Source organism: Synergistales bacterium, assembly GCA_021736445.1.
Taxonomy (GTDB): Bacteria; Synergistota; Synergistia; order Synergistales; family Aminiphilaceae; genus JAIPGA01.
Genome location: JAIPGA010000004.1, coordinates 16,332 through 36,510 on the forward strand (window position 1 = coordinate 16,332; position 20,179 = coordinate 36,510).

At 65.7% G+C, this 20,179-nt stretch carries 23 protein-coding genes and 1 tRNA gene; 5 read left to right on the top strand and 19 right to left on the bottom strand.

Translation table 11 applies throughout. The features are described from left to right. Positions 1-5 precede the first annotated feature (5 nt). The 17 genes from K9L28_01510 to selA form a co-directional block, all read right to left on the bottom strand. The gene (locus K9L28_01510) at positions 6-893 is read right to left on the bottom strand and encodes a YicC family protein (GenBank protein MCF7935011.1); all 888 of its coding nucleotides are present in this window, start codon (positions 891-893) and stop codon (positions 6-8) included. A 12-nt stretch (positions 894-905) separates the two neighbouring features. Continuing rightward, positions 906-2,015, bottom strand: coding sequence for a GTPase HflX (gene hflX, locus K9L28_01515; protein ID MCF7935012.1), 1,110 nt, complete (start codon positions 2,013-2,015; stop codon positions 906-908). Further along, positions 2,012-2,647: a 1-acyl-sn-glycerol-3-phosphate acyltransferase gene (locus K9L28_01520; GenBank protein ID MCF7935013.1), complete on the bottom strand. Its 636-nt coding sequence runs from the start codon at positions 2,645-2,647 to the stop codon at positions 2,012-2,014. The genes hflX and K9L28_01520 overlap by 4 nt, the downstream gene beginning before the upstream one ends. A gap of 1 nt (position 2,648) precedes the next feature. Next, positions 2,649-3,332: a (d)CMP kinase gene (gene cmk, locus K9L28_01525; protein ID MCF7935014.1), complete on the bottom strand. Its 684-nt coding sequence runs from the start codon at positions 3,330-3,332 to the stop codon at positions 2,649-2,651. After that, on the bottom strand, positions 3,322-4,203 hold the full coding sequence (locus tag K9L28_01530) for an HDOD domain-containing protein (protein ID MCF7935015.1): 882 nt from the start codon (positions 4,201-4,203) through the stop codon (positions 3,322-3,324). Before K9L28_01530 ends, cmk begins: the two co-directional genes overlap by 11 nt. 34 nt (positions 4,204-4,237) lie before the next feature. Continuing rightward, a complete protein-coding gene (locus tag K9L28_01535) occupies positions 4,238-4,978 on the bottom strand; it encodes an rRNA pseudouridine synthase (protein ID MCF7935016.1) in 741 nt (246 codons plus the stop codon). Next, positions 4,962-5,528 (bottom strand): SMC-Scp complex subunit ScpB, encoded by a 567-nt coding sequence (gene scpB, locus K9L28_01540; protein ID MCF7935017.1) that lies wholly within the window; start codon positions 5,526-5,528, stop codon positions 4,962-4,964. The genes K9L28_01535 and scpB overlap by 17 nt, the downstream gene beginning before the upstream one ends. Next, positions 5,509-6,252, bottom strand: coding sequence for a segregation/condensation protein A (locus tag K9L28_01545; protein ID MCF7935018.1), 744 nt, complete (start codon positions 6,250-6,252; stop codon positions 5,509-5,511). Before K9L28_01545 ends, scpB begins: the two co-directional genes overlap by 20 nt. 13 nt (positions 6,253-6,265) lie before the next feature. Then, positions 6,266-7,273 (bottom strand): tryptophan--tRNA ligase, encoded by a 1,008-nt coding sequence (gene trpS, locus K9L28_01550; GenBank protein ID MCF7935019.1) that lies wholly within the window; start codon positions 7,271-7,273, stop codon positions 6,266-6,268. A 15-nt stretch (positions 7,274-7,288) separates the two neighbouring features. Further along, on the bottom strand, positions 7,289-8,101 hold the full coding sequence (locus K9L28_01555) for a Nif3-like dinuclear metal center hexameric protein (protein MCF7935020.1): 813 nt from the start codon (positions 8,099-8,101) through the stop codon (positions 7,289-7,291). 99 nt (positions 8,102-8,200) lie between these two features. After that, positions 8,201-8,277: transfer RNA gene (locus tag K9L28_01560), tRNA-Ile, on the bottom strand. A 59-nt stretch (positions 8,278-8,336) separates the two neighbouring features. Then, positions 8,337-8,522, bottom strand: a complete 186-nt coding sequence (locus K9L28_01565; GenBank protein ID MCF7935021.1) for a ferredoxin — start codon at positions 8,520-8,522, stop codon at positions 8,337-8,339. Between the two features lie 131 nt (positions 8,523-8,653). After that, a complete protein-coding gene (locus K9L28_01570; protein MCF7935022.1) occupies positions 8,654-9,460 on the bottom strand; it encodes a pur operon repressor in 807 nt (268 codons plus the stop codon). Positions 9,461-9,496: 36 nt separating this feature from the next. Further along, on the bottom strand, positions 9,497-10,354 hold the full coding sequence (locus K9L28_01575; GenBank protein MCF7935023.1) for a hypothetical protein: 858 nt from the start codon (positions 10,352-10,354) through the stop codon (positions 9,497-9,499). Between the two features lie 108 nt (positions 10,355-10,462). Continuing rightward, positions 10,463-10,708 (bottom strand): Veg family protein, encoded by a 246-nt coding sequence (locus K9L28_01580; protein MCF7935024.1) that lies wholly within the window; start codon positions 10,706-10,708, stop codon positions 10,463-10,465. A gap of 213 nt (positions 10,709-10,921) precedes the next feature. Further along, positions 10,922-12,847 carry a selenocysteine-specific translation elongation factor gene (selB, locus tag K9L28_01585; protein MCF7935025.1) on the bottom strand — a complete coding sequence of 642 codons (1,926 nt, stop codon included), beginning with the start codon at positions 12,845-12,847 and terminating at the stop codon, positions 10,922-10,924. Then, complete coding sequence (gene selA, locus K9L28_01590) at positions 12,844-14,268, bottom strand: L-seryl-tRNA(Sec) selenium transferase (GenBank protein ID MCF7935026.1); 1,425 nt, start codon at positions 14,266-14,268, stop codon at positions 12,844-12,846. The genes selB and selA overlap by 4 nt, the downstream gene beginning before the upstream one ends. Before the next feature lie 113 nt (positions 14,269-14,381). On the opposite strand from selA, the gene K9L28_01595 reads away from it, so the two are divergent. Further along, entirely contained in the window at positions 14,382-14,969 is a 588-nt protein-coding gene (locus K9L28_01595) for an isochorismatase family protein (protein ID MCF7935027.1), read from the top strand. A gap of 45 nt (positions 14,970-15,014) precedes the next feature. Next, positions 15,015-15,608, top strand: a complete 594-nt coding sequence (gene yedF, locus K9L28_01600; protein MCF7935028.1) for a sulfurtransferase-like selenium metabolism protein YedF — start codon at positions 15,015-15,017, stop codon at positions 15,606-15,608. A 98-nt stretch (positions 15,609-15,706) separates the two neighbouring features. Here the strand turns inward: yedF and K9L28_01605 are convergent, their stop codons facing one another. Together K9L28_01605 and K9L28_01610 are read right to left on the bottom strand one after the other, a co-directional pair. Beyond that, entirely contained in the window at positions 15,707-16,519 is an 813-nt protein-coding gene (locus K9L28_01605) for an Mrp/NBP35 family ATP-binding protein (GenBank protein MCF7935029.1), read from the bottom strand. A gap of 56 nt (positions 16,520-16,575) precedes the next feature. Continuing rightward, positions 16,576-16,911: a hypothetical protein gene (locus tag K9L28_01610; GenBank protein MCF7935030.1), complete on the bottom strand. Its 336-nt coding sequence runs from the start codon at positions 16,909-16,911 to the stop codon at positions 16,576-16,578. Positions 16,912-17,411: 500 nt separating this feature from the next. On the opposite strand from K9L28_01610, the gene K9L28_01615 reads away from it, so the two are divergent. From K9L28_01615 to K9L28_01625, 3 genes are read left to right on the top strand one after another with little or no spacing between them, the layout of a single operon-like run. Next, entirely contained in the window at positions 17,412-18,701 is a 1,290-nt protein-coding gene (locus tag K9L28_01615; GenBank protein ID MCF7935031.1) for a hypothetical protein, read from the top strand. A 21-nt stretch (positions 18,702-18,722) separates the two neighbouring features. Continuing rightward, positions 18,723-19,919 (top strand): pyridoxal phosphate-dependent aminotransferase, encoded by a 1,197-nt coding sequence (locus tag K9L28_01620; protein ID MCF7935032.1) that lies wholly within the window; start codon positions 18,723-18,725, stop codon positions 19,917-19,919. 16 nt (positions 19,920-19,935) lie between these two features. After that, positions 19,936-20,142, top strand: a complete 207-nt coding sequence (locus tag K9L28_01625; GenBank protein MCF7935033.1) for a heavy-metal-associated domain-containing protein — start codon at positions 19,936-19,938, stop codon at positions 20,140-20,142. The last annotated feature ends 37 nt before the right edge of the window (positions 20,143-20,179 follow it).

Here is a 20,179-nt window from a genome sequence, read left to right on the forward strand (position 1 = left end):
TATCCTCACTCCACGTTTTGGACCTGTTCCCGGATACGTTCCAGTGCAGCCTTCGCCTCCACTGCCAGCCAGCGGATCCGGCTTTCCGCGACCTTTGACGAAATGGTGTTGATCTCCCTGTTCATCTCCTGGGTCAGAAAATCCATCTTCCGGCCCACCGGTTCCGTTTCATTGAACAGCTGGTGAAACTGCTGCAGATGACTCCGGGAACGCGACAGCTCTTCGGCGATATCCCACTTGTCCGACAGCACCGCCGCCTCCTGGGCGAGTCGGGACTGGTCGATCCCCGTCCCGCTCTCCTCGACAAACTGCTGCAGCCGTTCCACCATGCGGCTGTAGGCGTCCCGTTTGGCTTTCGGCCACTCGCCGTCAATGCTGTCGAGCAACGCGGAGAAGGTCCCGGCATGGGATGCGATATCCTCCTGAAGGTGCTCCCCCTCCTGCCGACGCATGGCATTCCATCCACGCAGGGCCTCGTCGGCGGTCTCCGCCAGCGCTGTCTCCACGGCATCGGTGACGGTCCGGTCCCTTCCGGCGGCCTCTTCCATCACGCCGGGCATGTTGAGCAGCAGATCAAGCCGAACATCCTCGATAATATGCAGCTTGCTCTTCAATCGCTCTATATGTGCGTAGTACCGCTTCAGCACCTCCTCGTTGATCTCCACCGTCTGCTGGAGCGGCGACCACTGCATCTCCACCCGCACCGTCATCTTGCCCCGCCGGAAGGCCGCTTTCGCCTGTCGCTGGAGCGCCTGCTCAAGGGAAGAGAGCTCCCTGGGGAGACGGACCGTCACCTCCTGATACCGATGGTTCACGCTGGAGATCTCGATGTGGAGCGTTCCCCACGTTTCGTCCCGGGTCGCAGACCCGAACCCTGTCATACTGGTGATCATGCGCCAGCCTCCTTACCGGATCATCGCTCGTCGTCTGTCTACGAGACGGAGCAGATGGTCCGTCCCCGCCCCCGACCTGGCGCAGACAGACGCCACCGTCTCCCCCTGGGCCCGAAGCCGCTCCTCCTGTCGCTGCAGATACGCCTCGGAGACCCGGTCGATCTTGTTGAGGACCACAATCCGCGGGATCGAGCCGGCGCCGATCTCATGCAGTGTGGACTGGACCACGTCCAGCGTCCCGGGCAGCTCCTCGCGCCGGCTGTCCACCAGCAGAAGGATCTGGTCGGCATTCTCCACCTCCTCCAGTGTCGCCTTGAAGGCTGCCACCAGATCGGGCGGGAGCTTCCGGATGAAGCCCACGGTGTCGGCGAAGAGGGCCGGCTCCCCCGAAGGGAGTTCCACCCTGCGGACACAGGTGTCCACTGTGGCGAAGAGCTTGTCCGCCGCGGCGATCTTCCTGTCCCCGGAGAGGCTCCGAAGCAGCGTGGACTTCCCGCTGTTCGTGTAGCCGGTGAGGGCCACCGTGGGGAGCCCCGCTTTCTCACGGCGCTTCCGCTGCCCCTGGCGGCGTTTCCGCATCTCCGCAAGCTTTTTGGTGATATCCCGGGAACGGCGCTCCAGCTTCCGCCGGTGCCGCTCGAACTCCGTCTCGCCCGGGCCCCGGGTGCCGATGCCGCCGCCGGCGCGGGACATCTGCAGCCCCAGCCCCTTCAGGTGGGGGATCTCGTAGCGGCAGCGGGCCAGCTCCACCTGCAGCTTGGCCTCGGCGGTATGGGCGCGGCTCTCGAAGATGCGCATGATCACCTCCGCCCGGTCCATGACCTGCAGCCCGGTGCTCTGCTGCAGCGCATAGACCTGACCCGGGGTGAGCCGGTCGTCGCTGACCAGGTAGGTCACCCCCAGCTCGCGGCCCATCTCGCGGATCTCCTCGGCCTTGCCGCTCCCGCAGTAGTAGGCCGGATCGGGGTGGTCGCGCTTCTGGACCACCCGATCGGCGGTCTCGATTCCCAGGTTCCCCAACAGGAGAACCAGCTCGTCGAGCAGCAGCTCGCGCTCCGCGTCATCCTGTCTGGGGGTTTCCACCGCCACCAGCAGCGCTGTCCCGTCGGACCGCTCCGTCATGCTCCGGCCTCTCCAAGCAGCTCCCGCATCCTCTGTTCCAGAGCGTCGAGAAAGGCCTGCCGTGCCTCCCGTCCCGTGCCGTGATCGGAGAAGTAGAGCGGTTCGCCGAACTGGACGGAGATCGAGGCCGGGCGGATCCCGGAACCCCCCATGGGCATCGCCCGATGGGTGCCCTGCACCACCACGGGCACCACGGGAAGACCGGAACGCTTCGCCAGCAGCGCCACGCCGCCCTCGAGGGAACCGAGTCGGCCGTCCCTGGAACGGCGCCCCTCCGGGAACAGGAGGACATGCTCCCCCTGCTCCAGAAACCCCAGCAGGTGGCGGAGTGCCGTTCCGGATCCTCCGCCGTCGTCGCGCCGCACAGGACTGGCCCCCAGCACGCGGATCAGCGGGCCGAGCAGGGGAACCCCGAAGAGCTCCTCCTTGGCGAGATAGCGGAGGCGTACGGGGCAGGAGACGCCGACCACCACGGGGTCCAGGTTGCTGCAGTGGTTGGAGACCACGATATAGGGATGCTCCCGGGGAAGCGATCCCTTCCCCGAAATGCGCAATCTGTTGTAAATCTTCAGAACAAGGAAGCAGAAGACCTTGGCTGCAGCGTAGACCACAGCCGAAAGCAGCCGGCCCATCCTATCCTCCGCCTCTCCCGGGTTCGCGGGCGATCGCCAGGATCACGTCCACCACCTCATCGATGGAGCGACCGTCGGTGGGGACCTCCCGGGCGTCCCCGGCGGCCCGCAGCGGCGCGTGTTCCCGGCCGGTGTCGTAGTCGTCCCGCCGCCGCACATCCTCCAGGACACGGTAGTAGTCCGTGTCATCGCCGCGGTCGGTCTGCTCCTTCCAGCGTCTCCGGGCACGCTCCTCCGCCGAGGCGGTGAGAAAGATCTTCACGTCGGCATCGGGGAAGACCACGGTCCCCATGTCCCGTCCCTCGGCCACCAGAGCGCCTTCCAGGGCCTGACGGCGCTGGAGTTCCAGCAGGCGCTCGCGGAGGGAGGGGAGCGCCGCGTAGGGGGAGACGATGGTGTCCACATAGGGCGTGCGGATATGGCCGGAGATGTCCTCCCCGTTCACGGAGACCCTTCCGTCCCGAAGCGCCACATCCAGCTGTTTGAGTTCCTTCCGCAATGTTTCCGTCTCCTCTGCCGGGACGCCGCTCCGGTCCAGCACGAAGGCGAGGGCACGGTACAGCGCCCCGGTATCGAGGTAGAAGGCCCCCAGCCGCCGGGCGACACGTCTGGCGACGGTGCTCTTGCCGGCGCCTGCGGGACCGTCGAGGGTTACAATCTGTGCCACCGGATTTTCACTCTCCAAGGTTGAATTCTTCGGACATGCTGTCGATGAGATCGACGATCTCCGACATGAGGCCCTCGATATCGGTCAGCCCCAGCCGCTCGATCACATCTTCGGAGGGCCGGTACTGGAGTCCGTCGGCGCCGATACCGATGCCGAGCATCAGACAGAGGATATTGGCCACATGCACCACGTCGAGGATCTCCCGGATGTTGCCGCTCTTCTCTTCGTAGTCGTCCGGATCATGATGGAACCGGGCGGTGACGATATAGGATTCGGGCATGTTCCACTGTTCCAGAATCATCCCGCCCACCTGCGCGTGGTCGAACCCCAGCGCCTGGTGTTCCGCCTCCATAAAGGGAACCCCGTCTTCCTCGACAAGACGCATGATGATGCTGTACCCGAACCGGACAAAGTCGTTCAGGACAATCTTGCCGAGGTCGTGGAGCATGCCCGCCACATAGGCCTCCTCCACGTCAACCCCCACCTGCTTGGCGATATGCCGGGAGACAAGGCCCACACTGAGAGAGTGGCGCCACAGGGCTCCGCGGTCCAGCGCATAGCCGGTAAAGGAACCCTCCATGAATTTGTACACCGAAGCGGCCAGCACAATGCTTTTCACCGTACGAAAACCGAGGAGTGCGATCGCCTCGGTCACACTCACGATGTTACGCGGCAACCCGTAGTACGCCGAGTTGGCGAGCCGTAGGATACGGATCACCAGCCCTTCGTCCCTCCCGAGCCGGTCGGCGACATCGGAGGCGCTGCTTTTGGGATCGTCGAGCTTCTTCAGCGTCTCCGTGACAAACTGCGGCAGCGAGGGGATATCCCTCACCCGCTTCAGCACCCGCCGCCGGATCAGTTCCTGCGTGCGTTCATCGAGTCCTTCCACAACCCTTCACCCCCGCTTCTTCTGCGCGGCTCATCTATACGATACCACCTGAAAGAAGCTTCTTCCACAGCTCTTTCTCCGACATTCCACACCACTGGCCGGATCGGAGCGTCCTGAGGCGCATTCCCCCGATGCCCGTCCGGATCAGCCGCTCTACCTCCAGTCCCGCCTGCGACGCGAGCACCCTGATCTCGCGCTTCCTGCCTTCGGCAAGCTCGATCTCCACCCATCCCGGTTTGTTGCGGGGATTCCGCTTTTCCACCTTCACCGGCCGGACAGGGCTTCCCTCCACGGTACACCCCCGCCGGAGCGCCTCCATAGCCCGCCTGTCGGGGGCGGGACGGAGTCTGACCCGGTAGTGCTTGCGCATCCCCCGGGAAGGGTGGAGGATCCTCTGGGCGCACTGGCCGTCGTTGGTCAGGAGCAGCAGCCCTTCACTCTCCCTGTCCAGCCGCCCCACCGGGAAGACCCCGGTGTCGCGCAGATGATCGGGAAGCAGCTGAAGCACCGTGGGGTCAAAGCGGTCCCGCACCGCGCACACCACACCCGCAGGCTTGTTCACCGCCAGATACACCGGCGGCGCCGGGGTCACCACGGCGCTGTCGACGGTAACGGTGTCCTCCGGACCGATCCGCACCGCCGGAGCCGTGGCCGTCACGCCGTTCACCGCAACACGGCCGGTGTCGATCAGGGTCTCCACAGAGCGCCTCGAACCCAGCGAACAGGCGGCGAGATAGCGGTTGAGCCGGACCGGTTCTTCAAACATCGCCGTCATGGTCGCCCTCCACTCCATCCTGGAGCTCTTCCAGACTGGGCAGGTCGGAGACGGAATCAAGGCCAAAGAGATCCATGAATCGCTCCGTGGTCCGGTAGAGCAGTGGTGTGCCTGTTCCCTTCATTCGTCCCGCCACCTTGATCAGCCCATGTTTCAGGAGTGTCTCCACCACCCGATCGCAGCGGACACCCCTGATCTCCTCCACCTCTCCCCGGGTCACGGGCTGACTGTAGGCGATGACAGCCAGGGTCTCCAGTGCCGGACGGCTCAACCGCACACGTCCCATCTGACTCTCCTCGCGGAACCGGGCCACCGTATCCCGCAGCTCCGGTGCGGTGGCAAGCTGCCATCCTCCGGAGATCCGGAGCAGTTCCAGGCCGTGTCCGCCGTAGTGCTGCTTCAGCTGCCGGAGCGCGTCGTCGACGCTCTCCGCCGGCCGCCCAAGGAAATCGGCCAAATCGGAGGTACGGATCGGATCCGTTGCGAGAAAGAGCAGCGCTTCGAGCTCCTTCTGGAGCGGCGTCAGTCCCTCAGGCTGCGATAACGACATGGCCGAACAGCCCCTCCTGCCGGAGTTCGATCTCCCCCATCCGGCTCAGTTCCAGAAGCGCCAGAAAGGTCACCACCAGGTGCGACCGGGTGGGCGTCTCGCGGACCAGCTCCGCCAGCGAAAGAGCGCGCCCCGCCGCCAGATGGGCACGGATCTGTTCCATCCGCGTCCCTACCTGGGCCTCCTCGGGCACCTCGTCGGGCAGTCCGTTCCAGAGCACATCCTCCTCCCCGGCATCCACAATGTCCCCGTCGTCCTCCCGCACCCTGCCGATCAGCGTCCACCAGACCCGGGCCAGGGAATAGAGGTCGCCCAGATCGAACCAGATCGTCTCCTCGCTGCCGGGCCGGGTGAAACAGCTCCTCCTCCACTGAAAACGCTCCGCCAGAATCGACGAGGCCCGCCGGTAGGGCCGATAGCGCTGGAGACGGGCGGTGATCTCCTCTGTCCCGTCCTCCCACTCCCCCTCGTCACAGGCTGGATCCTCCGGTTCCTCCCGGGGCATCAGGGCCCGTGCCTTGTTGAGCAGCAGCCGGGCGGCCAGGGAGAGGAACTCGGCCAGCTCCGTCAGCGGCACATCCCGTTCCTTCGCCAGATATGTGCAGTAGCGGCCAACGATCTCGTGCACCGGCACATCGCCGGCATTGACCTCACGGGATTCCAGCAGGGCGCAGAGCACGTCCAGCGGTCCGGAAAACCCCTTGCAGGACACCTCGAAGGCCACGGGGTTTCCTGCCTTACAGCGAGGTGTTCCTGGAGGAGATGAAGCCCAGCGCCCCGGTCACCTCCTGCATGGTCTCCCCGGCCACCTTGCGGGCACTGGCCGCCCCGTGGTGGAGCACATCCATGACCTCTTCGCCGTGGGCTTCGTAGTACCGGCGGCGCTCCTGCACGGGACCGAGATAGGTCATCACATGCCGGTGCAGGGACTTCTTGCAGTCGATGCAGCCGATGCCGGCGGTACGGCATCCCTCGGCGAGCTCCTCCCGCTGGGCCTCGTCGCCGTTGAACACCCTCTGCAGATCCCAGACGGGGCATTTCTCCGGCTCCCCGGGATCGGTCCGGCGCTCCCGGGCCGGATCGGTCTGCATGGTCCTGAGCTTGTCCCAGATCTCTTTGTCCGTATCGGCGATATTGATGGCGTTCCCGTAGGACTTGCTCATCTTTCTGCCGTCCGTACCGGGCACCCGCGGGGTTGGTGTCAGGAGGGTCTGCGGTTCCGGCAGGCTGGTCCCGAAGAAGTGGTTGAACCGCCGGGCGATCTCGCGGGAGAGCTCCAGATGGGCCGACTGGTCTTCGCCCACGGGAACCCGCTCCCCCCTGTAGAGGAGGATGTCCGCAGCCTGCAGAACAGGATAGCCGAGGAAGGCGTAGTTGCCCAGATCCTTGTTCTGCATGTTCTTGATCTGTTCCTTGTACGTGGGGCAACGTTCAAGCCAGCCAAGGGGGGTAATCATCGAAAAAGCCAGATGCAGTTCAGCGTGCTGCGGGACATGGGACTGGAGGAAGATGGTGCTCTTCTCGGGATCAAGCCCCGCACCCAGCCAGTCGAGCAGCACCTCGCGGCAGTTCCCCGCCAGCCCGCTCACATCGGCATACTCCGACATCAGGGCATGCCAGTCCACGATGCAGTAGAAACAGTTGTATCTGTCCTGCAGCGGGACCCAGTTCGACAACGCCCCGGCAAGGTGCCCCAGATGGAGCTTCCCCGTCGGGCGCATGCCGCTGAACACATTACTTGCCACATCTATCACCTCGTTTTATTCTGTTGATCCTTCCACAACGTCTCCGTACAGGGAAACGGGACGGGACGCGTGCACCACAGCCGCCTTCGCCCCGGTTCTGTCCCGAATCGTCGCACACAGGGCATCCAGGGAGAGGGCTTCCATATCGCCGTGGTCCACCTGACAGACACATATTCCCGAGAATAGCATATCCTGACGCTTATGGTAGGCGATATCCGCCGAAATGAACACGGAAGCGCCCTGTTCGGCCGCAGCAGGCCAGAAATCCGCTCCGGAGCCGCCCACCAGGGCCACCTTCGTCACCTCGCCGGGGGCCCCGGCGGCCGGGAAGCCCAGCAGCCAGGGGAGTTCCCAGGACCTCCGCACCCTGCTGCAGAGTTGGTCGAAGGAGACAGGGCGCGGCAGGGTCCCGACAATACCGTCGCCGAAGAGCCCCCCGTCGTCGCTCGGCAGGAGCGGCGCGGTCCGTTCCAGCCCGAGACGCCGGGCCAGAACCACGTTCGTGCCGTCGAAGGCGCGGTCCCAGTTGGTGTGGAGTGCGATGAGCGTCATGTCCCACTGGACCGCCCGGATCACCACCCGACCCGTTGGGTCCTCCGGGGTGATCCTCTTCCGGGGCGCGAAAATCGGGGGATGGTGGGAGACCACCACATTACAGCCCCGTCGTCCGGCCTCCGACAGGACCTCCTCCGTCACGTCCAGCGCCACCGCAATCCCCTCGACCTCTGTAGCAGGCGAACCGAGGAGCAGACCACAGTTGTCCCAGTCCTCGGCCCCGCGAAGGGGCGCAATGTCGTCCAATCGCTCCAGCAATGTCTTGACATCCACCAGCCGCGCACCTCCTTCAAGGCCCCTCCCTGGAGGGGGGAGAGAAAAGAAAAAAGCCACCGTGTCGGTGGCTTCCGGCTCACGCCGCAACTCTCATCGTGGTGGGCCCACCTGGACTCGAACCAGGAACCTTCCGGTTATGAGCCGGTGGCTCTAGCCACTTGAGCTATGGGCCCACGGGACACCGCAATTGGATCTCGTGGCCGGTCCCATGTGTTGTCGTCCTGGTCCCTCGCTATTCCTCCTCAATGTCAATGCAACTCACGGGACAGCTCTCTGCAGCCTCTTTCGCACATTCCGCCCCTTCGGGGCGAATGACCCTGGCCTTTCCTGCGTCCTCGTCAAGTTCAAACACCTCGGGGCATACCTGAGCACACACGCCGCATCCGATACATTCATCTTCGCGCACAGTGACAACCATGAAACCGCCACCTCCTTTTGCGGAAAGATTGTAACCCAGTGCGATAGGAACGTCAAACATTCCGCTCCCTTTTCTTCTCCAATTCGGCATTCCGGTTGTATAAAAAAGCACCCCGGAGGGTTTCCGCCGGGCTAGGGAAGCGATGTATTGACGACAATCCGCTTCTGGTCATCGCCGGCGCCGGTCATCCTGAGCAGCGTGGTGACATCCTGGACCGCTTTGTTCTCAGGCCGGTCGGCCATGATGAACACCCCGATGCCCACCACCAGCGCCTCGAACTCCCAGGCGACGTGCAGCATCCCCGACGCCGTACTGCCGCCGCGCATAAAATCGTCCACAATGAGCACGCGCGCCCCCCGGCGGAGCTGGCGCATGCTCATGTACATCGTCCGGACATCCCCCGTCCCGCTTGGATAGTGGACCGCCACCGCCGGCCCGTCGCTCGGTCTGTTCCGGAACCGGCAGAGCGCCAGCGGGACACCCAGGGCCTGGGCGGTATAGATCCCCAGGGGGATGCCCTTCACCTCGGAGGTCATGACCACCTCCGGGTTCTGTCCCGCAAAGAGCGTCGCCAGGCTGTTTCCCAGGGGCATCACCGTGGCAGGGTTCATCAGCACATCGCCGTAGTAGATCAAACCGCCTGGAAGGATCCGCTGCGGGTCGGAGAGCTGTTCGGCCAGACCGTGGAGATGCCGGCGCCGGCTCTCCCTGTCGACCTCCGCAATAAACCGCGCTCCGCCCGACCGTCCGCGGACCACCTCGATTCTGCCCAGGCCCTCCTTCTCCAGTGCGGCCCCTACCGCAAGCGCATCCTCGCTGGCGATGGTCTTGGAGACACCGAATTCCCTCGCCCAGTCGGTGAGCGAGAGATTGCGTCTGGGGAACCGGAGAAACCGGGACGCAAGCTGCACAAGCCTCTCTATACGTTGTCCGCGCATGCCATTTCCCACACCCCTCTGTGGCCTCGGCCGGTCTCACACCACCCCGCAGCAGCGCACCCAGGGGAACCGCTCTCCGGCTGCGGCGAGATGGAAGGCCTCCCCGGCGCACCGCGCCAGGGCGAAGGCAGAGCTGCCGCTTCCCGTAATGCCCCAGGCCGGCGCCCCCCGCCTTTCCGCCAGATCGAAAAACCGCCGGTACTCCGGATGCAGCCGGAGGAGCCCACCGGCGAAATCGTTGGGAAGCATACCGACCGATGCGCCCCTTTCCAGATCCTCTGCAACCGAACGGGCTACACGCTCTCCCTCCTCGGCGGTCCCCCACTGCCTGCCTGCACGGGCCGCGTCGATCCCGGCAAAGGCGGCCGCGGTGTCGCTGGACCACCGTGGAACCAGTACCACCACCCACAGCGGCCGGGCCAGCGGCATCGGCTGGAGACATTCGCCCACACCCGTGGCGAGCGCGCATCCTTCTCCCGAGTAGAGAAAGGGGACATCCGCTCCCACCGAGGCAAGCTCTGCAGGCTGCAGCGGAACGCCGTACCTCGCGGCCCCCCAGCGGAGGATCGCCGCGGCGTTCCCGCTGCCGCTCCCGAGTCCGCTGCCCGGCGGAATGCGCTTGGAGAGCTCCACCTCCACGGGCGGGATCCTCCCGCTCTTCCGTCGGAGGAGTTCAAACGACCGGGTGATGGTGTTGCGGGCAGGCAAAGGAGCCCCGCGCACCACCAGCATATCATTAACATTATGAACCTTATCGGGTCTTAATGTCAACATTTCTACCGCAGGCAGGCGGAAAAAAAGCGTCGACAGGTCGTGGAACCCGTCGGAACGCCTCCCAGTGACCGTGAGCGTCAGGTTGATCTTCCCGGGACTCTGCAGCAGCACTCCCGACACGAAAACGCCTCCTTTCATGCCACCGGCAGGACCGTGGCACCACGCCGAAGCAAAGAGAAAACCCCGGCGCCGAAGCGTCGGGGCTGGGGGCAATGATGTTGTGTGTCTCTAGAGGGGTCTCTGTTCTCCGGAAATGATCTCCATTTCCACTTCATGAGTCAGCAATTCAGCGTAACTGAAGGACACCGTACTGTTTTGCGAGGCAACGTAGAGTGTGAAGATCTTCGGATAGGTCTCCAGTATGACTCCCTGACGCTCCTCCACCTTACGCCGACCCTTGGAAGCCCGGTACCGAACTGTTGCGCCTTTTTGAAGCGCCACTTGTTCCCGAATCGTGGTCAAGCTGCAGGGCATTGGCGTCACTCCTACAATAGTCGAGTTAACTGAATTTTACCAGATAATTGAATAATTTTCAACCTCCAGTCGCCGGCCTCCGACACACTTGTCCACGAAGGGAGGCTCCCCTTTCGGGCGCCCTCCATCGATCTCCCCGCCACTGGGGCGGTCCGGGGCGAAACCGGGCCCGCCCGGCAGGTTCGCAGCTCACCACAGGCTATGGTTCCACCGTTACCGCTTCCTCAGGACCCGAACGTTCCCCACTCTCCGTGTGTACCCCTGGGCATCGAGATACTCGAGCAGGGGGAGCACATACTTGCGGGTGCTCCCCGTGGCGTCGCGCACATCCCCCAGGGAGATCTCCTTCCCCATGCCCTGCAGCAGTTCAAGGGTCTTCTGTTTCATCCCCTCCGTCAGCAGGAGCCCCCCGCCGAGCACCGCAAGCCGCTCCCGCTGCTTCCCCAGCTCCACCAGGAGGCCCATCTCCGCTTCGTCCAGCCCGAAGTCCTTCCGCACCTCTTCAATACTGGGCAGCTGCCAGGCCTGCCGGAGCGCCAGCTCGTCCAGCCGGTCGAGAAGGGCGTCGTACCGCGCCGTGTCCCGGGGCACAAACCCCGGCACCCGGACCCGGCCGTCGTCGACAGCCACGACACCCCTGCGGGCGAAATCGGCCAGGATCTCCCTGCCCGCCCGTGATGCCCTGCCGGAGAAGGCCTTCTGCACGGCCTCGTCGACGGGCATCCCCGCGAGCTGGGGATGGGCCTCGTGGAAGGCCTCGAGCCTCTGGAGAAGGCTGCGGGAGAGGCGATCGGACTCCCCGGCATCGAGGAAAAGCCGCGTCCCCTGCAAGGGCAGCACCGTCAGCGCGCCCTTGCCTTCGAGCTCCTCCGCCAGGCCGTCCACGGCCTCCGCGGTTTCCTGCAGCAGTCGCCTGGCCTCATCGACGGAGAGGATCCCCTCGCTCCGGAGGAAGCTGCGGAACATCTCCCCCTTGTCGGGAGCCTCCTCGAGCTCCCGCAGCGTGCCCGAGAGCTCCTCCCGGCGGCGCCTTCCCCGGGGCTTCCGCCCATAGGGGTAGAGCACCTCGCCGCCGCCGATGGTGATCAGCGGGCTGTAGAAACGGACGACGAAACGCTGCCGCAGCGAGGCCACCACCCGCTCCTCCAGCACCAGCTGAGCCGGTCCGCTCTCCCCGGGGGCGATGGTCCGTCCCTCCGGCAGGGAGAGGCGGGCCAGCACATCCGCCGTGCCGATATGGACCCGCACCCGCTGCCAGTGGTAGACCGTCTCGGGCGCGGATGTCAGGATGTGGAGCCACACATCGATACAGGAGGTGGGCGAGAAGACATCGGGGCTGCACAGCACGTCACCGCGGTGCAGCCGGTCCAGCGCCACCCCGGCGAGGTTCACGGCGATCCGCTGGCCGGCGTAGCCCTCGGAGACCGAATGGCCGTGGACCTGGACCCCCCGTACCCTGGTCTTCTGCTCCGAAGGCTGGATCTCCAGCGCTTCGCCTTCGCGGATCGTCCCGCGGTGGGCGGTCCCGGTGATCACCGTTCCGAATCCCGAGATGGGGAAGGCCCGGTCGATGGGCAGAAAGAGCGCCCCGCTCCGGTCCCGGGGCCGCACCCGTTCCACCAGGGCCGCCACCTCCCCGGTCAGATCGTCCACCCCCAGGCCGGTCACCCCGGAGACGGGCACCACCGCCCTGCCTTCCAGGAAGGTCCCCTTCACCGTCTCCCGCACATCCTCCAGGGCCATCTCCAGAAGCTCTTCATCCACCAGGTCGGCCTTGGAGATCGCCACAATGCCGTCGGCCACACCCAGCAGGGAGAGGATGTCCAGATGCTCCCGGGTCTGCGGCATCACCCCTTCGTCGGCCGCCACCACCAGGAGCACCGCATCGATCCCCGAGGCGCCGGCCACCATCTGCCTGATGAAGCGTTCGTGACCGGGCACATCGACGACGCTCACCACCGTTCCGTCCGGCAACGTCAGGGGAGCGAAGCCCAGCTCGATGGTGATGCCCCGCCGTTTCTCCTCGCCCAGCCGGTCGCAGTCGATGTCGGTGACCGCCCTGATGAGCGTGGTCTTCCCGTGGTCGATATGCCCCGCCGTGCCCAGGACCAGCGCGATCTCCCGGGGCCGCACGCTCATGGAGACACCTCCCCGAGAAGGGCGGCGAGGGCGTCCACCACAGCGCCTTCGTCCCCCTCGAGCAGCGTCCGGACATGGATCAGCAACGTGTCCTCCCGGGCGCCGCAGACAATGGGCGGATCGTTCCCGCGCAGGGCCTCCTGCAACCTGCCGGTGGGCATCCGCTCCGGTTTGAGCGCCACCGCCACACCGGGCAGGGCCTCCTGGGGGAAGGCGCCGCCCCCTACGGCGTCATCCACCTCCACCACCTCGGTCCCTGCGTCCGGAAGCGCCTTCTCCAGGCTCTCCGACAGCGCCTCGGCCCGGGCGTGCAGCGTCTCCCGTCCCAGGGCCAGCATCCCGACGGTGGGGATCTCCCCTTCCCTGCCGGCGAGGTAGCAGCGCAGGGTGCTCTCCATGGCCGCCAGGGTCATCTTGTCCACCCGGAGCGCCCGGGCCAGCGGATAGCTGCGGAGCCGGTCAATGAGCTGACGACGCCCCACAATCCCGCCGATCTGCGGCCCGCCGAGCAACTTGTCGCCCGAGAAGGTCACCAGGTCCACACCGGCCTGGAGGCAGTCGCGGACCGACGGCTCCCGCGAGAGCCCGTAGGGGGAGAAGTCCAGCAGCATGCCGCTGCCCAGATCCTCCATGCAGATCAGCTCCCGCTCCCGGGCCATGGCCGCCAGCTCCTCCCTGGTCACCTCGCGGGTGAAGCCCTGGACCCGGAAGTTGGAGGGGTGCACCTTGAGGAGCATGGCCGTCTGGTCGCCGATGGCGCCCAGATAGTCCGCCGGATGGGTACGGTTGGTGGTGCCCACCTCCCGCATGACGGCCCCCGAGAAGGTCATGATGTCGGGGATACGGAAGGACCCGCCGATCTCCACCAGCTCGCCGCGGGAGACCACCACCTCCCGTTCGGCCGCCAGCGCGGCCAGCGCCAGCAGGACCGCGCCGGCATTGTTGTTCACCACCATGGCGGCGTCGGCGCCGGTCACCTCACAGAGGAGCCACTCCACATGGTCGTTGCGCTGCCCGCGGGTCCCCTCTTCGAGGTTGTACTCCAGCGTATTGTAGGAGGAGGCCACCTGCGTCACCGCCTCCACCGCCTCGCCGCAGAGACAGGAACGCCCCAGATTGGTGTGGACCACCACCCCCGTGGCGTTCACCACCCGGCGCAGGCTCCGCTGGAGACGCCGCCGGCAACGCCTGCGGGCCTCCTCCACAATGGCCCCCGCATCCACCGTCCGGTCCTCCCCTTTTCTGATGTCCCGGCGCAGCTCCCCGACGATATCGGCGAAGACGCCCTTCACCGTCCGTTTCCCCAGGCAGGGCTCCACCTCGGCGATCCACGGGGCCTCCAGGAGCCTGTCCATCGACGGTATCCTCCGCAGCTTCTCGCGCAGCTCTTCGTCCACTGTCCTTCCCCCTGTTGTGTGCATATCCTCTGTTGCATCCCCCTGTTGCCTGTTCACCTTGAGACATACCCACGATCATGTTATACTTATCATAATACAGCATACACCCCGGCTCAACGCGCAAGGAGGTGGATTCCATGTACAGACCGGAAGCGCTGCTGGTGGTTGACGTCCAGAAGGATTTCCTTCCCGGCGGCGCCCTGGGCGTTCCGGGAAGCGAGGCCATTGTACCCATAATCAACGGGCTCGTCGAAAGATACGGAAGCGCCGGCTGCCCGCTGGTTTTCTCGCGGGACTGGCACCCGGCGGGACACGCGAGCTTCGAGGAACAGGGCGGACCCTGGCCGCCGCACTGCATCCAGGGCACCGAAGGCGCCGAATTCGCTCCGGGGATGGCTATCCCCCCGGAGGCCCGCATCCTCGATACGGCGGACCATCTCGATCACGACGCCTACTCGGCCTTCCAGGAAACCGATCTGGGGGAGTATTTCAGAAAACAGGGCGTAGGAACCATCACCATCTGCGGCCTCGTGACGGAGATCTGCGTCCGGGCCACCGTTCTGGGGGCCCTGGAAGAGGGATTCGACGTACTGATGCTTCCAGACGCCAGCCGGGGGGTCAATCTGAACGAAGGCGACGAAGAGCGGGCCCTCGGGGAGATGGCCCTGGCGGGAGCGGTGCTCTGCCCGGCAGAGCGTCTTCCCGAGCCCGCCGCACCGCAATAGGCATTCCGGCACCAATCATCCTTGAATCGGAAGGGGAAGTGGAAGGTGAAGACAGTCAACGCCAGAGGCAGGGCCTGCCCGGAGCCGGTCATGATGACCAAGAAGATGATCGACACCGGAGAACGGGAGATCCAGGTGCTTGTCGACAACAAGGTCGCCGTCTCCAACGTCACGCGGATGTTCGAGAAGATGGGCTACAGCGTGGCACAGGGGGGCGAGGGAACCGATCTCACCGTCACCGGAACCGGCGGCGACAGTGCGGCGCAGCCGGCGGCAAAGGACAGCGACGAAGGATCCCTGGAGGATGTGGCCATCCTTGTCTCCGGGAAGGAGCTGGGCAAGGAAGACAGGGAGCTCGGCGAGGTGCTGATCAAGGGCTTTCTGGGGGCTATGGCCGAACGGGACAGACCGCCCCGCGTGGTGGCCCTGATGAACGAGGGGGTCTTCCTCGCTCTGGACGACCACACCGCCCTGGAGAGCCTCAGGCAGCTCGAGGCGAAGGGGACGGAGCTGCTGGTCTGCGGCACCTGCACGACCCACTTCGGTGTCACCGACCGGGTGGGCGCCGGCGTGGTCTCCAACATGTTCGACATCTCCGAAGCGCTCCTCGGCGTCGCCCGGACGGTCTGTCTCGGTTGACGGGAAAAGAAGCTGCGGAACGCAACACCGGAACCTGCAGTGTTCAGCGCCGGGGCTCCCTCCTGGGGGCCCCCTCCGCTCTCTGTGTCCAGGCCTGTCTAGGCTACGGGGTGGGCGATGCCCCTGGTGATCCCTTCGCTCAGCGGGTCCAGCACCTGGGGGTTCGCGTAGACCTCCAGGCGGCCGTCGTCGCCGAGGCCGGAGATCTGCGAGTCGATGGGGATGCGTGCCAGGGCGGGGATCCCCCAGCTCCGGGCGACCTCGTCGAGACGGCTCCTGCCGAAGAGGTCCCAGGTCTCCCCGCAGTGGGGGCAGGTGGCGTAGGACATGTTCTCCACCACGCCGAGGAGCGGGACGTTCATCATCCGCGCCATATTGACGGCCTTCTCCACCACCAGCCCGGCGAGCTCCTGGGGCGAGGTGACCATCACCAGGCCGTCGAGCCTGATGGTCTGCATCACCGTCAGCGGCGCATCGGCGGTGCCCGGCGGCAGGTCCACCACCAGGTACTCGCTGTCGTCCCAGTTTACGTCCGTCCAGAACTGGCGGATCAGGTTGCCGATCAGCGGCCCGCGCCAGACCACCGGCTTGGTGGGGTCCTCCATGAGGAGGTTGACGGACATCACCTTGATGCCCAGCCCCTTGGTGGCGGGCGGGATGATGCCCTGCTCGTCGCCCTCGGGGGTGCCGGTGACGCCCAGCAGCTTGGGGATCGACGGGCCGGTGACATCGGCGTCAAGCACCGCCACCTTCTTGCCGGCCCGGGCCAGCGCTACGGCGGTGAGCGCCGCCACGGAGCTCTTGCCGACGCCGCCCTTGCCGCTGCCCACGGCGATGGTGTGGCTGAAGCTCCCCTTGGTGGGGTTGAAGGGGGTGTTGGCGCCCCCACAGCTCTTTTGCGAATCTGCCATTGCATTGCCTCCTATTGTATACTCCCGCTGGATGCGGGCATTACGGATACCCCCGGTTAGAGGGGAAGCTCCTTGAGTCGGCCGGCTTTGAAGGCCTCCACGGCATCGTCGCCGGTCCCCTGCCGGACCTCGTAGACCGCGATCTCCGCGGCACGGAGCGCCGAAGCCGCCTTGGGGCCCACCCTGGGCGCCAGCGCGGCGGTGGCCCCTGCGGAGGCGATGTTCTGCACCATCCGTCCCCCTGCTCCGTGGGCCATGTCGTTGGCGTCGTTGCGGAAGGTCTCCACGTTGTCTGTGTCGGTATCTACGATGTGCACAAATCCCCCCCGGGCGAAACGCCCGCCAAGCTGACTGGAGAGCGCCTCACCGTCGGACACGACTGCTATTTTCATCAATACTCCTCCTTATTGAATGTCTTTCTCAACAACTCTCCCTTATACACGCTGCCGGCCCGGCCGTCAAGCGGTATCCCGCAAAGATCATACGGGAACCGCGGATGAGGGTGCCGCTCCGGTGAGCAGTATACAGGAAGAACCGCGCAACGGCAGTCCTCTTCTGCACACAGATGGTTCAGGCCACCCGTGCCCTCCCCCGCCATGAGGCCCAGATTGCCGCTTGACAGCCTCGGCAGGCCTGGTATACTTCCCAACCAATACGAAATGCCGTGCGAGCAAATCCGGCGGAAAGGAGCGGCGGCGCATGTCTCTACAGAGATCACAGATCGATTCCAGTCTTCATACCGTTATGCTGACCAGCATGATGATGTGCGTCGGCCCTCCTGGGGTGATCGGCGCACGCTAGTCGTGCACAGGCAGCGCCGAGCGTTCCGGGCCAGGGCTCCCAAAGGGGGGTCCTGGTCTTTTTTTGTATCTTTGAATAAGGGGGATGCGTAATGACTGCACAGAAGGCACTGCGGCTGCAGGATGTGGAAGGCGTGGCGGAGGTCGTGGCGAACAGCTGGGTTGTCGGCGAGCTGGAGCGTGTGGTGGCCCGCTACGGCACACCGGAGGAGATCAACCGCAAGGCCCGGGAACAGGGGAGCGTAGCGGCGCTCAAGGAGCGGCTGCGGCGGGAGCGGTCGCCCTATCTGGCCGATCTGGCCTGGCTGGAAGACAGCGTCGCCGACGGGGCCTTTGTGGAGGCCGACAGGTTCGCGCGGGAACAGGGCGGTATCCCCGAAGGGGCGAACAGCCATCCCGTGACGCTGGAGCTCAGCGCGCTGCAGTACTTCCCCTGGCTGATCGCACAGGCGAAGGCCGCCATCCGCAATGGCGAGCTCCTGCCCGGTCGGTTCATCCGCGTCCGGAACATGGCCGAGCAGGAGGCCGACGGCGACCTGGCGGCGGTGGCGGCGGCCATGGGGATCCTGGGCTGCAGCTGGGTGGAGACGCGGGACACCAGGGGGACCGACGGCTCCAACGTCCACCTGGGCGGGCCCGAGACAATCACCGGCTACTTCGGCGGCGTGGGCCAGCCCAACGACCACCCGCTGCGGTGGGCCGGGGAGTTCCTCCACTACTACACCGGGTACGGCGTGCGGGAGGTGCTCAACGTCAACCCCGGCACGGTGCTGCTGGGCTTTCTGCTCTACCGGATGGGGGTGGATATCCACTTCAAGGTCTCCGTCTTCATGGGCAACGACAACCCCTTCGCCGTGCTGAGCATGCTCTCCCTGGCCCGGCTCTTCGCCCGCGACGACGGCACGACACCGCTGTCGGGGTTCAACGTCTCCAACTCCATGACAGCGGAGACAATCCGCCGGAGCGCCGCCCTCCGGGAGGCGCTGGGGCTCACCGAGCAGGTGCGGATCGAGCACCACATCACGGAGACCTACAGGAGCATCGTCCGCCAGCCCTACAACCGGCGCGGCGACATCGTAGAGCTGGGACGGACCGTGCCCAACCTCTCGGCCAAGCACGAAGGCGGCGATCCCGAGACCGAGGCGGCGGCCGAGGTCCCCTCGGATCTGCTGCACTACTTCCTGGCCAGGGAGGATATCGAAGCGGAGAACGCCATGGAAGGACTGGAGACCTCCTACCTCAGGAAGCACGAAGCCGTGAACGCCACGGCGGCCGCACTGGTCCGGGCGGGGATCCCCGTGGCGGCCGCCCCGCATGCGCATCACGGAACAGGCCGAAACCGTGTAGAATCGGAGAAACAGGCGGCATCGGTGCTGTCGTAAGCTGGAAAAGGAGGAATGGCTGTGATGCAGATTGCGAAACGATCCGGGCGGCTGCTCGGCGAGGCGGCCTTCGACGTGCTGGCCAGGGTCAAGGAAGAGGAAGGAAAGGGCAGGGATATCGTGAGCTTCGCCATCGGCGAACCCGACTTCGACACCCCCCAGCGCGTGAAGGACGCGGCGATCCGGGCGCTGCAGGAGGGGGCCACCCACTACACGCCCTCCCCCGGAACGGCGGCCTTCCGGCAGGCCGTGGCAAAGAAGGTCTCGGCCCAGGCGGGGGTGGCGATCACGCCGCAGCAGGTGCTGGCCTTCCCGGGGGTGAAGCCGGTGCTCTTCTGCAGCCTCATGTCCATCATCGACGAGGGCGACGAGGTGGTCATGCCCACACCGGGCTTCCCCGCCTACGGGTCGCTGATCCGGTACGCCGGCGGAACCCCCGTGCCGCTGCCGCTCCGCGAGGACCGGGGCTTCGGCTTCGACGCCCGGGAGCTGCGGCGCCTGGTGGGGCCGAAAACGAGCGCCATCATCATCAACAGCCCCCACAACCCCACCGGCGGGGTGCTGACCGACGAGCAGCTGCAGACCGTGGCCGATCTGGCCGAAGAGCACGACCTCTGGGTTGTCTCCGACGAGGTCTACCGGGCCTTTGTCTACGACGGGGGCCACACGAGCTTTCTCTCCCTCCCGGGGATGCGGGAGCGCACGATCCTGGTGGACGGCTTCTCCAAGACCTACGCCATGACGGGCTGGCGGCTCGGGTACGGGGTGATGCCCGATGAGCTGGTGCCCAGGGTGAGCCTGCTGGTGACCAATTCCGTCTCCTGTACGTCGGCGTTCACCCAGGCGGCGGGGGTGGCGGCGCTTGATGAGTGCGACGACGATGTGGCGGCCATGGTCGAGGAATACCGGGTGCGGCGGGATCTGATCGTGGAGGGGCTGAACGGCCTCCCCGGCGTCCGCTGTCCCGAACCGCCCGGGGCCTTCTACGCCTTCGCCAACGTTACGGAGCTCTGCGCCCGCCTCGGTCTGGACGGTGCGGAGGCGCTGCAGGACTACCTGCTGGAACATGCCGGCGTGGCCGTACTGGCCCGGAGCTGCTTCGGCGACCGCTTCCCCGGGGAGAGGGACGAGTACCTCCGTTTCTGCTATGCTACGGATAGAGCGCGTATCGGCGAGGGGATCGACCGCCTCGCGGCGCTGCTCGGCCACAACGCCTGAAAGGAGCGTGGACGCCATGCAGACACTGGTGATCGATGTGCCCGACATGTCCTGCGACCACTGCGTGAACCGGATCGGCAGGGCTCTCGAAGAGGCCGGCTACCCCGGCGCTCAGGTGGACCTTGCCGGCAAGACGGTGACCGTCGCCGCCGGGGACGAGAACGCGGTGCTGGCGCTGCTCGACGACACGGGCTATCCCTCGACGGTGAAGGAACGGAGGTAGAGCGATGGCGGGACAGGAGGAACGGAACCTCAAGCGG